Origin of the sequence: Paenibacillus sp. B2(2019) (assembly GCF_008370385.1) — a bacterium.
Taxonomy (GTDB): Bacteria; Bacillota; Bacilli; order Paenibacillales; family Paenibacillaceae; genus Paenibacillus_AQ.
This window is the reverse complement of sequence record NZ_VTZR01000024.1, coordinates 161,099-175,913: the sequence shown is the minus strand read 5'-3', so window position 1 is coordinate 175,913 and position 14,815 is coordinate 161,099. Positions and strand designations below refer to the sequence as shown.

The window sequence follows — 14,815 nt, the reverse complement described above, 5'->3', positions numbered from 1 at the left end:
ACAAAACTGTCACTGTCTAATATTTAGAAATTGAAAAGCCCCTTTTCCACCATTCCGGAAAAAGGGCCACAACATTACTGTGAATTTTAGTCTACCCAGCTCTCAGCCCAAGACTGAATCTGCTGCATAACAGGCTGCAACGCACGGCCTTTGTCTGTTAATTCGTACTCAATACGTACGGGTGTTTCTGGGTATACATGCCTAACCAGGATACCCTCACCTTCCAAATCCTTCATCCGCTCGGACAGCATCTTATCGCTCATTGAAGGAATGAGGCCGGAGATATCTTTAAAACGCTTCGGTCCACTCATCAATGTCTGAATAATAAGTCCATTCCAACGTTTGCCTAAGAAAGAGAAGGCTGTTTCAAATCTGGGACACATCGCAAATTGATGTTCTTCCATTGTTCTCACCTCTCACTAGCGAAACTTACTATTAGTTAGTATATATAATATTAACACATTTTAACCATGATGAACATCGTTTACCGAAAAAAGTTCATCTGACTCTATTATTATATCCCCAATGTCAATCCCCCATTGGTCCTTTAGATCCCCTTAGAGCAATCGCTTCAGTTACGATTTGTGCCAAGTCATCATTTCCAAAAAGCGAAAGTACACCCAAAACGGTGTCATCAGAAATGTCCCCCGCTTCCTCTGCGGAAACCGTGAGGGCAAGTGCCTGACGCAAAGCTTCATTCCCTTCCTGCTGCGGATAAGCCTGCAAGTATAGAGCATGTGGATCGAGTCCATTATTTACACACCACTGAGCGAATACAAGAATCATCATCTCTTCTTCGCGCTTATAGCTTTCGATGATCTGTTCCTCCACTAATTTACGGTTATCCTCCATATATTCTTCTCCTTTCTCAGAGACCTCATTCAGCAAGCTGTGCCGCCAGCATATGACTAGGCAGTACCGCTGAAGCAGCAATGCTGCATAGCTCCGGTGTATTTATGTTGCTAAGAAAATTATTCACCACTCCACTAAAACCTCTTCTATCGAGTACAGTATCCCAGCTTCCAAAGCCTTGAATATGCGGTAAGGTATCTTTTTCAAAAAGAATGGCTTTTTCTAGATCCACTACTTCCACCGATCTGCCATTTCCGTGCAGCTCAAGCTTCTCCAAATCCACACCAGCTTCACGAACCATACTGTACATCCCAACTGCACTATCTTTCCAGCCTAGCATTCCAGATGCCTGCAGCAGACGACCTTCTCCACTAGAGTGAAGATGACTACGAAGCAGTTCATACTGATCTCCACACAACCACAACAGCAAATCAAGCATATGGATAAGATCATCATGCACGGTTTCGCGGCTGGTGCTTGTCTGTAGCTTCGTTCGATGTTTAATCGCACTGCAATGGCTAATTCCGCCAACTTCTTCAAGCCATTGCTTGGCGGTGACATACATTGGGGCAAAACGGCGATTAAAGCCCACTCCTAGCAAAAGCCCCTTATCTTGTGCTAGCTCTGCCATCCTTCTGGACTCTTCTAGATCATAGGAAAGTGGTTTATCTACATATACCGAAATCCCACGTTCGAGACATTTTGTTACTATATCATAATGAGTAGTTGTTGGGCTATGTACAAATACTGCATCCAGATCCCAAGATAACAGTTCTTCCAGCTTCGTCGTCCCTTTAGGAAAACGGTAGGTATGAACGGCCTGCTCCACCGTTGTCGGTGAATGACTGAGAACACCAACTACCTCGGCATAATCATGCTGAGAGAGCAGTGGTAAATATACTTTGCGGGCTATATTGCCGATTCCTATTATGGCGACTCTTTTACGTTCAGGTACAATCACTGATCCATCCCCCTCTTAACACTTCAATATATCGTTCTTTTCTCTTTGTTCTCTACAAATGCTATTATACCTGCTTCTCATTCTCTGACAATTGATCTTTACTTCAATATTTACTTCATATCCCGTATGATGAGATGAATGAGTGGAAGAAGGGGCATATTATCTATGAAGAAATGGTTCTCAATTGTTCTTTATGTTTCGGGTACAATCCTTGCGTTTATCTACAGATATGACATCCTAAGCTGGATGAAAGAGGATCATAATCTTTTCAGTTCTATAGGGGTTGCAACTTTACTGGCCCTGTTTCCAGTTGTCCCTTATAAAGCTGTCATCGGATTCTTCGGTTATGCATACGGAAGTTTAGCGGGAGCCTTGATTTGCTGGTTAGCTACTAATTTGGCTGCCGCAATCCTTTTTGGTGTTGTGAAGTACTTGTTTCAAAGCCAAGCGAGAGCTTATTTAGCCTCCATTCCCGCACTCGAAAAGTTCACAGTAGCCATTGAACGGCGACCTTTCGCTTCGATTGTCCTAGCACGACTCATGCCAATCATTCCCCAAACAGCGGTTAACATCTACGCTGGAGCTGCCGGTCTGCCTTTTTGGAGTTATATTGCAGCTTCCGGCATAGGAAAAATACCGGGGATTGCACTATACGCTTTCCTTGGGGATCATCTGTTTCAGGACCCTGTAAGTGCGGTTATTGCCATCATCGCCTATGCCGCTGTGCTAATTATCGCTGGACTGAGCTTGCGTCCGCGCTCTCAAGAAGCGAAGAATAGCCGATAGCGAAAGAACTTATCGGTTACTAACTGGCAGGCAGTTAGTATTTGCTTTATAATTAAATTGTGATCTATTTAATTGCATTATGTGAATGGAGGGATATTAATGAGTGAACATCAGACTAACCATATAAATACCAAGACGGAAAAAGCAACCTTTGCAGGTGGATGCTTCTGGTGCATGGTCTCGCCGTTCGAAGAATTGCCAGGTATCATAAGTGTCGTCTCTGGCTATACCGGCGGTCATACAGTGAACCCAACCTATGAAGAGGTTTGTTCTGAAACGACAGGACATGTTGAAGCTGTACAAATTACGTTCAACCCAGATATTTTCCCTTATAGCAAGTTACTTGAGCTGTTCTGGCAGCAAATTGACCCTACCGACGCAGGTGGACAATTCCATGATCGCGGGACTTCTTACGGAACAGCAATCTTTACCCATTCGGAGGAACAAAAAGAACAAGCAGAAGCTTCCAAGGCAGCTCTGCAAGCAAGCGGTCGATTCTCTAGTCCGATTGTAACCCCGATTCTCCCGGCAACCACCTTCTATCCTGCCGAAGAATATCATCAAGGCTACCATCATAAGAATCCAGGCCACTACAAACGTTATCGTAAAGGTTCTGGCCGAGAGGATTTTATCGAAACCCACTGGACACATAAAGAGGACAAACAAAGTTTGAAAGAACGTTTAACCCCTCTTCAATATGAAGTCACTCAGAACAGTGCAACAGAATCTCCTTTCCGGAATGATTTTTGGGATCACCATGGAGATGGTATTTATGTAGACATCGTATCTGGCGAACCGTTATTCAGCTCGCAGGATAAATACGATTCCGGTTGCGGCTGGCCAAGCTTTACTCGTCCCATCCGGGACTACGCTGTGAAAGAAAAGACGGATCTCAGTCATTTGATGGTCCGCACTGAAGTGCGCAGCAAAGTAGCGGATTCGCATCTAGGCCATGTCTTTGACGATGGTCCCGGAGAAAACGGTTTACGCTACTGCATAAATTCGGCGGCGCTACGATTTGTACCGAAAGAGGATTTGGAGAAGGAAGGATACGGGGAGTATCGCATACTCTTCCAGCCTGCCTAAACATCAATCCTCAGCACATAAAGAAACGGTTGTCGTCCTTTTAGGATGACAACCGTTTTTTTCTCTTAAAATATAAGAAAGTATAAGTTTCACGTTATACATTATTCTTATATTTCTCGCTTAAACGCTTACCGTCTTTTTAAAAGACGCCGAGGGCGTTTATGCTTGTAGGGCTATTCTTTCTTTGAGTCCTCTGAGTCCTTATTAGCCTTCGAATTATCCTGTGAAACTGCCTCCTTAGGCTCTGTTGCCACAGGGATGGCTTGCTCTCTGTTCAGCTCCTTATTTCGCTGACGAATTCTCTCGGTCTGCTGCTCCCGACGCTCGCGGATATTTTTACGGGAAACTAATACAATAGCTAAAATAATGGCAGCCCCGATAAGTATCGGTAACGCTCCTGCAAGGATAACGACAATCCACTGAAACATCACAGATAGTGCATTTAAGCTTCCATTTAGAGCATCTGAAGCACGTTCCAGTAACGGCCCTTGCTCCTTCTTCTCTTTGACAGCAATGCTTTCATCCGTCTGATACACTCTCAATTCTACCGTAGAGAAGGATACATTCTGATTGATATAACGCATTCTACCTTTAATCTGCTCAATGCTTTCTTGAATCGAACCAAGCTCGTTCGCGAAGGCGACCAGATCAGTGGATTTCGTTGCTTTTTTCATAAACTCTGTATATTGTGCTTCCATTAGCTGCTTTGCCTTCAAACGTGACTCCAGATCAACATACTCTTCAGAGACATCCTGACCTTGAATGCTGCGCTGTAGAGATTCGTGTTTTACTTGTTCTAATTTATTCAGAAAAGGTGAGAATCCGGAGGCAGGCACCTTAAGGATAAACGTTCCACCTTGCTCGTACTGCGACATATTTTCATTAAACTCAATAATATATCCATTGGCCATGGTTACTAAATTACGTATTTCAGTCTGTGCTTTTCCATAGTCTTCTACTTCCATATTAAGATTCGCTTTATAGATCAGCTTCTTGTTCAAGCCCGCTACTACATCACTACCAGTAAATCCTGCACTTGCTTGAACTGTATTTTCTGATGTGGAGCCCTTTACAGCCAAGTTCTCGCTGCCAGTTGCTTCTGACTCAGGAGCTGCCGAAGTGCTTTGATTCGCTGTTAAGGCCATCGAGCTCTGCGATTGTACCTCTACTGCTGCGTCGTTACTCGTACTACCATTTTCTTTTGCCGAACTATCTGCCGCTGAATTCCTATCCGCTGAGCCACAACCCGCCAAGACTACCGCAAGAATTAATAAACATAAGTAATGCAGACCCCATTTACGCATTCTCATTCCTCCAAAAATGTAATAGATACCGCTTGCACGGATCATAATATCGTTACGGAATGTCTTGTTCTAAGCAGATCTCTTCCGTCACTCTTTACTAAGACGTTCCAAAACTTGGAAGGTTGCACTGAAAAATGGAATTGTGTACAGTTTCTTTTGAATTATGCTCTCTAAATAAAAAAAAGAGTAGCATTTCTGCAACTCTTTTAGTTTAAGCTATTATTTTTCAAGCAAAAATCAACCTGGGTTAGAAGCGCTTTGTTTAATGGCATAAAACCGCTTAATAAGTTTGCCACTGTTTGTTTTGCGGATACCCTAGAGCTTGTATTCACAATATAGCCTTGAGATACTGAATAGCTAATGTTTAACAACGAATTTACAGAAGCACTGTTGTATACAGGCTGAGAGATTCTTCTAGTCAAACCACTTCTAGTGACATATGGGACAACATAACCATTCGAATAACCCATTTGCTTACACGCACTTTATTTGGTACAATTACCACGTCTAACCACGTAAAAAAATACCAAAAACCCTCTATTCATAATGAATGAGGGCAGAACACGGTTCTGTTCGGACAAGCTCCACCTTGTTGAACAGAGAAGTTTTTTAATAATACTGTCTATTACTAAAAGGGGAGGTGAACCCTCATGGCAAAAGACGTAATTTGCGAAGTTAACTCCTGCACCCACTGGGCAGAAGAGAACAAATGCAGTGCCGATTCTATCTTTGTAGCTTTCCACAGCTCCCAAGAACCTACACGTGCAGAAGAAACAGATTGCAAGACTTTCGAAAGCAAATAAGGTGATGATTTGAAGGGACCCTCCACGGTTCCTTCTTTTCTTTTCTCATTCTATCAAGAATGAGAATTATTATCAAGTGGCTGAAATAAAAAGCCAGGGAGAAATTCCCCGGCTATGATTTATTGTATACCTCTTATGTTATTTGGAAGCACTAACTCCTGCATTTTCTCTTGCAATAGCGGCAGCCTTTACCATGTTACGAAGTGCATCTTCCGTCTCCTGCCAGCCACGTGTCTTAAGACCGCAATCCGGATTAATCCAGAACTGTTTAGGATCAAGCACCCGCAGCGCACGATCAATATTAGCTGTCATCTCTTCTACTGCAGGAACCCGTGGACTATGGATATCATATACACCAAGACCAATTCCTTTATCATACTCCTGCTCCTCAAAGCTAACGATCAGTTCCCCGTGGCTACGTGAAGTCTCAATAGAGATAACATCCGCATCCATCGCTGAAATGGAGTCTATCATGTCATTAAATTCGCTATAGCACATGTGGGTATGAATTTGTGTCGTAGCCTTCACATGATTCGTCGCGATACGGAACGACTTCACCGCCCAATTCAAGTATGTCTCATGATCTTCCGCCTTCAAAGGGAGTCCTTCACGGATAGCCGGTTCATCTACTTGAATCATCTCTATGCCTGCATCCTCCAAAGCTTTAACTTCATGACGGAGCGCTAAGGCAATTTGATTCGCTACTGCTTCCCGACTAAGATCATCACGTACGAAAGACCAATTGAGAATCGTAACAGGACCAGTCAACATACCTTTAACAGGAAGGGAAGTTAACGACTGAGCATAGACGCTTTCTTTTACAGTCATAGGCTGGATAAAAGCTATATCCGCATAAATAACTGGGGGCTTAACGCAGCGTGATCCGTAGGATTGAACCCAGCCATTACTAGTAAATAAGTAACCATCCAACTTCTCCCCGAAAAACTCCACCATATCGGTTCTTTCGAACTCACCGTGCACGAGTACATCCAGACCCAGCTTTTCTTGGAAAGTGATTGCATCTGCAATCTGCTCACGAACGAACCCGTCGTAACGCTCTTGATTCCATACGCCTTTACGCCATTTCAACCTTGCCTGGCGCACTTCTACGGTCTGTGGAAAGCTTCCGATTGTTGTCGTTGGCAGAAGTGGCAGCTGCCACTTCTCCTGCTGCACCTTCAGGCGCTCAGCAAAAGGTAGGCTACGTTGGTCTGGTAAATCTGTAAGTCCGAAAACTTGCTCAGCCACATCCTTACGACCGCGTTCAGGAAGTGCACGGAAGGCCGTAAGGGCTTCGCGACTGGCTGTCAACGCAGCAGCAGCTTCTGCTGTACCCTCTAAGGCTGCAGCAAGCAGGCCAAGCTCTCTAAGCTTCTCATCAGCAAAAGCTAAAGCAGCCTTGACGGTGGCCTTCAGCTTCACCTCACCCTGAACAGTAACCGGAACATGCAGCAAACTGCAAGAAGGCTGTAGAATAAGACGATCAAGCGGTACATGTACACTCAGCTTCTCGATCAGCTGCAGCTTAGCATCCAGATCCGAGCGCCAGATGTTGCGTCCGTCAATAATACCCGCTCCCAGCCACTTATCCTCAGGCCAGCCAAGACGTTCAATCGATGCCAGGTTCGTCCCGCCATCATGGACAAAATCGAGACCTAAACCTTGTACCGGAAGCTTGAACAGTGCCTCCAGCGGTTCAGCAGCTTCAAAGTAAGTCTGCAGAATAATATTTAATCCAGGCACGGATTCAGCAATTTCTGTGTAAATCGAGTTAAGTAAGGATAATTCTGATTCATTAATTCCTGTAACAATCGCTGGTTCATCAATTTGTACCCAGCTTACTCCTTCTTGCTTCAGTTCCTGCAACAGCTGAACGTAAACCGGAAGAAACCGAGCAGCAATCTTCGCAATATCCGCAGATGCAAAACCTTTTGACAACTTAAGGAATGTATAAAGGCCTAAAACCACAGGTTTACCCTCAATTCCCGCTTGGGACTTGGCAAAACGATAAGCAGCCAGTGGTTTATTCTCGGTCAGACGCGGCGTTTGTGCACCGATCTCTGGAACGATGTAATGATAGTTCGTATTGAACCATTTAGTCATCTCGCAAGCGGTAGCCTCAGCATTTCCTCTAGCCATCGCAAAATAAAGATCAAGCCCAATATCGCCACCATCATACGCATAACGTGGAGGTACGATCCCGAACATTACAGCTGTATCTAGCACATGATCGTAGAACGTAAAATCATTTACCGGAATTAAATCAATTCCTGCCTCCTGCTGAGTCTTCAAATGCTGAAGCTGAATTCCTGTCATTTCAGTACGGAACGCTTCCTCATTTATTTTTCCCGCCCAGAAGGCTTCCAACGTTTTCTTCCACTCGCGGTTTTTTCCGATTCTTGGATAGCCAAGATTGCTTACTTTTACTTTGTTCGTCACTTTGCAGCTCCCCTTCTCCATCTTCTTATTTTGGACTCGATATCACTTGCATTCCTATAAAAAAGAGCGCCCTTCCCTAAAAAAGTCAAAGGGAAAGACGCCCATAATATACCTATGGTTAACGTCTAACACCTTCCTATCCTCCGTAGGTGAAGCAGTGCTGTTGAAACAGGCAGGTCTCCTGGCTAGCGGTGTCAACATCCTTAGCAGTCTTCCCAGCAGTAGTAAATTGCCAGTGACATATGTTGCTATGGACTCTTCCGTTACAGTGGCGGGACCGCATCGGCTTCAAACCGAATTTCCCTATTAAGCCTACCGAATTACTAATTTCCGGCAAGCACCTGTCTCCGATATTGTCAAGCTATAACGCCTTCAGCGTCCTTTTAAGGACGGTAAGCGTTTATGCGAGAATTATAAGGATAAAGTGAGTGTCTTAAATCTGATGTCATCATACGTGAAAGCCCCCGTCATCTGCAATAGATTACGGGGGCTTTTGTTATATCGATTCCTTATAACGGATTTAGAAAAACACGAAATATACTACTGCAGCAAGTACTATGCGATATATAGCAAATGGTAAAAGCTTAATCCGGTTGATCAATTTCAAGAAGAAACGCATCGATAATAGTGCAAATACAAAGGCACTGATAAAGCCTGCAATGAAGAACGGCAGGGCATCGATGGTGAAATATTGCCAGTTCTTCATCAGTGAAAGTAAACTGGCGCCTGCCATGATTGGAACAGCCATAATAAACGTGAAATCAGCAGCAGCGCGATGACTCATACCCAGAAGAACACCACCAGAAATCGTCGACCCGGAACGAGAAAATCCAGGCCACAAGGAGAAGCACTGAACTAGACCAACACCTAGCGCCTGCTTATATGTAATCTGATCGACACTCTCCGTTTGAATCTTCTTTGGTCCGAATAGATCCGCAATAATCATTAATACAGCACCGACTACTAGACCGATTAACACGGTGGATGTAGAGAATAAATGCTCGTCAATATAATCATTAAACAGAACCCCCAGCACGCCTGCTGGCACTAAACCTACAAGCACCTGTGTAAGCTTAAGGTGGCCGCCTTTTTCAAGCTGTGGTTGTTGCTCGGTTACAGGATCCAACTGCTTGCGGCTGAAGCGCTTTAAGCCCAGCAATTCAATGAACCTATTTCTAAAAATAACTACAACTGCTAATATTGACCCCAGCTGTATAACCACTTTGAACGTATTGGCCGTATATTGCCCAAATAACTCTGTCGATTTTAACCACATATCATCAACAATAATCATATGACCTGTGGAGGATACCGGAGCAAATTCAGTCAATCCTTCAACAATTCCCAAAATAATAGCTTTAATAATCGTTAATAGCTCCATTTGTTCTCCTCCTTTTAATCATAACTTTTATCTATAAGTCCTTCTCGGCTCAACCTTCGGTGTTCATTTTCCGGCTGCGCTTGCGGAAGAACAAATACCCAAGGATCACTACTCCACCTACAAGAAGCACGTACACCACGTTGGAGTACATATCCATATACATGGCGATGTCTTCCCACGACTCACCCAATGCCGCACCAATAAGCACCAGCAATAGATTCCATCCCAGCGTACCAATCGTTGTGAAGATCATAAACACTCCAAATTTCATGCCCGACATCCCTGCAGGGATCGAAATCAAACTACGCACTAGTGGAACCATCCGACAAAATAATACGGTCCAATATCCATATTTGTCAAACCAAGCGTCAGCCTTGTGGATGTCCTTTTTGCTAATCCGGAGTAGGCCGCCCCAGCGTTCAATGATCTTTTCCAAGCGATTTACATCCAACAAACGACCGATATAATAGAGAATTACTGCACCCAGCAGTGAGCCAAGCGTAGCAGCAATAATTACACCAGGAATGGTCAAATTCGTTGTGGTTGTCATGAATCCGCCAAAAGGAAGGATCACTTCGGAAGGAATCGGTGGAAATATATTTTCAAAAGCGAGCATCAGGAAAATACCAAAGTAACCAAACTGCTCCATAAAATCTGTAATCCATGCTTGCATTTCGTAACCCCCATTATTCAGATCAAGTTCTTCTTCAAGTTGCGTAAATAACGGCTGCGAATAAAAAAGAAGTAAAGTCCCTGGACAGCCAAATATCCCAATAACACCGCCCCGGTCTCCACAGCAATAGATAAGTAAAACAACCGCTGAAGCGCAATAAAGGCAAACACACTATGCAAAATGGCTACCCCAACCGGAACAAAAAACAACAACGACAATTGTATCGTTACAATTCGGTTTAGCTCTTGATCTGTAAGTCCCATTTTGGACAATGTAGAATATTGATGGCGATCATGATCTAGATCTGTATACAGCCGGAAGTATAGGAAGCTGCCTGCTGCAATGAAAAAGACAGTACCCACCAGTAAAGAAGCGAATAGCATTGTGTTGTACAATGTTCTCTGTATTTCAAACAGCGTGCCACTAACAACAATCGCGTATGGCGAGTTACTTTCATAGGACCGTTTCCCTTTATGAGCAAGATCCGCCGCTATACCTACTGTTCGCGGGAAGTCATCCATGTAAAATCCTGTATACAAATCGGTCTGTACGGGATGAATAGCCTTGTAAAGCTCATCGCTAATCACAACACCACTGAAATCTCCCCCATCCCTTCCATCCAGCTCCGGCAATAGATATTCGGCAATCGGAACTTGCTGGGTATAACCCATTTCTCGAATGGAAAGACCTTGCTTCAAGGTGTATATCGGCTTTACTCTACCCGCTTGCAGACTCCGGTCTCGTTGCGAACCGATCATCACCAATCCTTCATCTCCACTTAGAGGCTGCTCATCCGTCGTAAACCCTGCACGAAGCAGAGCAAGCTTATAATCACTGTAAGCAATCAAGGGAAGCTTTAACGTACGATCTGGCCCGGTCTGAGATTCCACCTCTGCATATTTAATCGGAATACTAAGTGTCTCATAGGGTAAACCGAGCGTTGTAAGCTCTTCCTTAATTTCGTCCAAATGCTGATCAAAAGGATCCTGCAATTGATTGCCTTTGGCTACATAACCAACTGCTGCGGGATAGTCCAATTTCAACTCTCTGGAAAGCGTATGGATCGATGCGAATACTCCCACTGAAGTAAAAGATACTGCAGATACAATCGTCACCATAAAAAACATTCGGGCATTCTCTTTCCAGCGGTAAGACAAGCCCGATAAAGTAATGATATTCGTGTGGTTCCAATACAGGCGCCGGATCGTCTTAAGTAGTTTAACAGTGTAAATACTGAGCTGAGTATAAAAAAGATAGGTACCCGCAACCGTAATTATAACGACGGGGAACATCACCTTTTCAACCGAAGCCGCTTGTGCTGTAGCTGCCATAAAATAGCCCGTTAACAGCAATAAAGCAGACAGTAAAGATAACACCAAGGAAACTTTAGGTTCCTCTTCTGCTTTTCGTTCTCCCTGAAACAGCCGCATCAGTGATTCATTCCCAATAAAGAAGAACGTGCTTAGCGAGATTAGAATAAATAACAGCGCAAAGCTACATATCGTTAGTACAAGCGCCTGCCATGGAAGATGAAACGTTAAAAGAGGTATCCCTAGAAAAGTAGATCCGATCATCAAAAACAACTTACCCAGAATTAACCCTAGTAAAGTACCTGTCAGGATGGCAGAGGTGCCGATCATCATATTTTCCAAAAATACCATCATGTTCAGCTGTCGCTTCGTCATTCCATGCATCAATAAAATCCCAAACTCCATCTTACGTGACTGCAGGAATGATCCGACCGATACAAGAACGAACAAGGAGCAAAACACATAAATAATGGCTTCTGCCGCCATCATTGTATGAGCAGCTGTACTATAAACCAAGCTCTTAGAAATATCCGGATGGTAAATAAACAATGCGCACACAAAAAAGATCATCACTGAAAAAGCACTGACGACAAAATAAGCCGCATATTTACGCTTGTTACGTGTAACATTCCTATAAGCGAATTGCCGAAAGGTCATGGCTAGTTCCCCCAAGCAGAGACAACATATCAATGATACTTTGGAAGAAGGCGCCTCTACTGCTCCCCCTGTACATTTCACTATAGAAACGTCCGTCTTTAATAAAGATGACTCGGTTACAAAAGCTCGCAGCCACTGCGTCATGTGTGACCATCAGCACGGTTGCCCCTTCTTCCTGATTCACCTCTGTCAGCATATTCATGACTTCACCTGAAGCTTTGGAATCCAGATTCCCTGTAGGCTCATCTGCTAAAATCAATGAAGGACGATGAATCATCGCCCGGGCGATGGCGGTCCGCTGCATCTGTCCACCTGAAATCTCGTATGTCCTTTTTTGCAGCAAATGCTCAATGTCCAGCATACTTGCTACTTCTTTCAATCTGCTCTCCATTTCCGTAACACGGACACCAGCAAGCGTGAGAGGCAGCACAATGTTCTCCTCTACAGTGAGCGTATCCAGCAGATTAAAATGCTGAAAGACGAAACCAAGCTCATGGCGGCGAAAGAGTGCCTTTTCTTTTCTGCTAAGCAGATTGGGATCTCGGCCGTTGATCAGAATCTGACCGGAGGTCGGCTGGTCGATGGTGGCGATCGTGTTGAGCAGTGTTGTTTTCCCACTCCCCGAAGGTCCCATAATGCCAACAAACTCCCCTTTTTCAACAGAAAAACGGATATGATTCAATGCCTGAGTGGACACTTTACCCTCATATATTTTTGATAAATTATGAACATCTAGAATGGGCAAGTGTTACCTCTCCTTCTTTCGACTGGATTGCCTTCATTATACAAAGTGTATACACAGGCTGCCATTTCTCTAACTTACAATGACCTTACATTTTTGTAAGGTAGGACTCTCTAAACACTATCCGCACGGTCGTGCCCTTACCTTCTTCTGAGCAAATGCTCACCTCGTGACCAAGTTTTCCGCAGATCTGTTTCACAAGATATAGACCCATCCCCGTGGATTCTTGAAAGGTTCGTCCATTCACACCTGTAAAATAAGGATCAAACACACGCGGCAGATCACCTGCTGGAATGCCAACCCCTTCATCTCGTATCTCCAGTACTGCTCTCTTTTCTTCTTGTATGTACCCATGGAAATATACATGTTTGCCGACTTCCGTCGTATAACGTATTGCATTCGTAATAATTTGCGTAAGCACAAAACTTAGCCATTTCTCATCTGTGGTTACAGAGATTCGTTCATCTATTTTAATAGTAGGAAATATACGGTTACGTATGAACAGACGCTTCTGCTCTGAGGTCACGCTACGTACGAGGGTTTCCAAATCCAAACGTTCCACGTAAAAATCATGCTCAAAAGTATCTAGCCGAGCCGTATAAAGTACAGTGTCCAGTCCTTTTTTCAGACGGTCCAGTTCATCACCTATCGCCGTAAAAGGCGGTCCGTCTTTATCTTGAATCATCAAATGGATGACAGACAATGGCGTCTTCATTCCATGCACCCACTGATTAATAAAGTGAATATGTTCCTCCAGCTTGTGGCGGTAGCTGTGTAAATCATTTTTGTAGAGGCGGAATTGTGACCCTAGTAGTCCTCGTAAACTCACGGCAAGCGGAGAATCCTGTGATGGACCGCCAGCTTCATCTAGAGAGGTGGGTACAGTCTCCAGTCGTTCATAGAACGTACGATTGCTGATATACCGATAAGCGAGGTAGCCAAGCAGCAGACAAGTGCTGAGAAGAGCAGCGTACAGACTAACACTCACACCACTGCCCCCATCCAGCCGATATACTAGTGTGATCAAGATGAGCTGTGCTAGATAGACAACAATTAAAGGGATCTGCTCCCTTAAAAATAGCTTCAATCCTCATCCCCCCAATTCGGAATCAAGCGGTAGCCTTGACCTCGAACGGTTTGTAGACCGTCCGTAATCTCAAGAGCGGCAAGCTTTTTACGTACACGGGTGACATAGACATTAAGCGTATTCTCATCCACAAAGGCTTGATCATCCCAGATTTTTTCGAGCAATCTGTCGCGGGTAACGATAGTTCCCGACTTTTGCATCAGCTCATCTAGTATCTTGGCTTCCGTGTGACTTAAATCCACCTTGGCTTCTCCTCGAGTAAGGACTAGTCGCTCCACATCCAGTGCCATTCCGGCAACGGTTAGGGTACGCTCATTGTTGCTTCCCGCATAGGTACCGTAGGCGCGTCGTAGCTGGCTTTTGATTTTGGCCATCGCAATTTCGTAATCAAAGGGCTTCGTAATATAATCGTCGGCTCCGTTCTCCAGCGCCATCACTTGATCCATTTTGCCATCGCGGGCAGATATAAAAAGGATAGGGCAGGTGGAAATCCCACGAATCTGGCGGCACCAGTAATACCCATCGTATTTTGGCAAATTAACATCTAAAAGAACCAGGTGCGGAGCGAACGTCTCAAACTGAGCACGAACCCGCTCAAAATCATTCACAGCCTGTGTTTCATATCCAAACTTATGTAAATAATCCTGCAGCAGAGCCACCAGTCCACGGTCATCTTCTATAATAAATATTTTGAACATATCATGCCTCCGGTCACAGCCTTAACAATATAGTAC

Annotated in this window: 14 protein-coding genes and 1 riboswitch; of the genes, 3 read left to right on the top strand and 11 right to left on the bottom strand. The window is 44.3% G+C overall.

Translation table 11 applies throughout. The features are described from left to right. Positions 1-86: 86 nt before the first annotated feature. The 3 genes from PAENI_RS22065 to PAENI_RS22055 all read right to left on the bottom strand — a co-directional run bounded on the left by PAENI_RS22065 (position 87) and on the right by PAENI_RS22055 (position 1,813). Positions 87-404 carry a winged helix-turn-helix transcriptional regulator gene (locus PAENI_RS22065; RefSeq protein WP_042129916.1) on the bottom strand — a complete coding sequence of 106 codons (318 nt, stop codon included), beginning with the start codon at positions 402-404 and terminating at the stop codon, positions 87-89. 124 nt (positions 405-528) lie between these two features. Then, complete coding sequence (locus PAENI_RS22060; protein ID WP_042190561.1) at positions 529-852, bottom strand: hypothetical protein; 324 nt, start codon at positions 850-852, stop codon at positions 529-531. A 25-nt stretch (positions 853-877) separates the two neighbouring features. Next, entirely contained in the window at positions 878-1,813 is a 936-nt protein-coding gene (locus PAENI_RS22055) for a Gfo/Idh/MocA family protein (protein WP_149646721.1), read from the bottom strand. A 165-nt stretch (positions 1,814-1,978) separates the two neighbouring features. On the opposite strand from PAENI_RS22055, the gene PAENI_RS22050 reads away from it, so the two are divergent. Both PAENI_RS22050 and msrA read left to right on the top strand, forming a co-directional pair. After that, entirely contained in the window at positions 1,979-2,599 is a 621-nt protein-coding gene (locus PAENI_RS22050; protein ID WP_188114648.1) for a TVP38/TMEM64 family protein, read from the top strand. Between the two features lie 99 nt (positions 2,600-2,698). Further along, positions 2,699-3,685, top strand: coding sequence for a peptide-methionine (S)-S-oxide reductase MsrA (gene msrA, locus PAENI_RS22045; protein ID WP_149646719.1), 987 nt, complete (start codon positions 2,699-2,701; stop codon positions 3,683-3,685). A 173-nt stretch (positions 3,686-3,858) separates the two neighbouring features. On the opposite strand, the gene PAENI_RS22040 is transcribed toward msrA, so the two are convergent. Beyond that, positions 3,859-4,989 (bottom strand): DUF4349 domain-containing protein, encoded by a 1,131-nt coding sequence (locus PAENI_RS22040; RefSeq protein WP_188114647.1) that lies wholly within the window; start codon positions 4,987-4,989, stop codon positions 3,859-3,861. 650 nt (positions 4,990-5,639) lie between these two features. Here PAENI_RS22040 and PAENI_RS22035 point away from each other — a divergent pair. Next, positions 5,640-5,792 (top strand): DUF1540 domain-containing protein, encoded by a 153-nt coding sequence (locus PAENI_RS22035; protein WP_076120659.1) that lies wholly within the window; start codon positions 5,640-5,642, stop codon positions 5,790-5,792. Between the two features lie 138 nt (positions 5,793-5,930). On the opposite strand, the gene metE is transcribed toward PAENI_RS22035, so the two are convergent. From metE to PAENI_RS22000, 7 genes are all read right to left on the bottom strand, one after another. Then, positions 5,931-8,252, bottom strand: a complete 2,322-nt coding sequence (gene metE, locus PAENI_RS22030; RefSeq protein ID WP_149646717.1) for a 5-methyltetrahydropteroyltriglutamate--homocysteine S-methyltransferase — start codon at positions 8,250-8,252, stop codon at positions 5,931-5,933. 133 nt (positions 8,253-8,385) lie between these two features. Continuing rightward, positions 8,386-8,591: riboswitch (cobalamin riboswitch) on the bottom strand. A gap of 160 nt (positions 8,592-8,751) precedes the next feature. Next, on the bottom strand, positions 8,752-9,612 hold the full coding sequence (locus PAENI_RS22025) for an undecaprenyl-diphosphate phosphatase (RefSeq protein WP_042190575.1): 861 nt from the start codon (positions 9,610-9,612) through the stop codon (positions 8,752-8,754). A gap of 49 nt (positions 9,613-9,661) precedes the next feature. Continuing rightward, positions 9,662-10,285 (bottom strand): DedA family protein, encoded by a 624-nt coding sequence (locus PAENI_RS22020; protein WP_149646716.1) that lies wholly within the window; start codon positions 10,283-10,285, stop codon positions 9,662-9,664. Positions 10,286-10,302: 17 nt separating this feature from the next. Continuing rightward, positions 10,303-12,252 carry an ABC transporter permease gene (locus tag PAENI_RS22015; RefSeq protein WP_149646715.1) on the bottom strand — a complete coding sequence of 650 codons (1,950 nt, stop codon included), beginning with the start codon at positions 12,250-12,252 and terminating at the stop codon, positions 10,303-10,305. Next, positions 12,227-12,997, bottom strand: coding sequence for an ABC transporter ATP-binding protein (locus PAENI_RS22010; RefSeq protein WP_076300832.1), 771 nt, complete (start codon positions 12,995-12,997; stop codon positions 12,227-12,229). The genes PAENI_RS22015 and PAENI_RS22010 overlap by 26 nt, the downstream gene beginning before the upstream one ends. An 85-nt stretch (positions 12,998-13,082) precedes the next feature. Continuing rightward, positions 13,083-14,081 (bottom strand): sensor histidine kinase, encoded by a 999-nt coding sequence (locus tag PAENI_RS22005; RefSeq protein ID WP_149646714.1) that lies wholly within the window; start codon positions 14,079-14,081, stop codon positions 13,083-13,085. Beyond that, positions 14,078-14,779: a response regulator transcription factor gene (locus tag PAENI_RS22000; RefSeq protein ID WP_149646713.1), complete on the bottom strand. Its 702-nt coding sequence runs from the start codon at positions 14,777-14,779 to the stop codon at positions 14,078-14,080. The genes PAENI_RS22005 and PAENI_RS22000 overlap by 4 nt, the downstream gene beginning before the upstream one ends. Positions 14,780-14,815 lie beyond the last annotated feature (36 nt).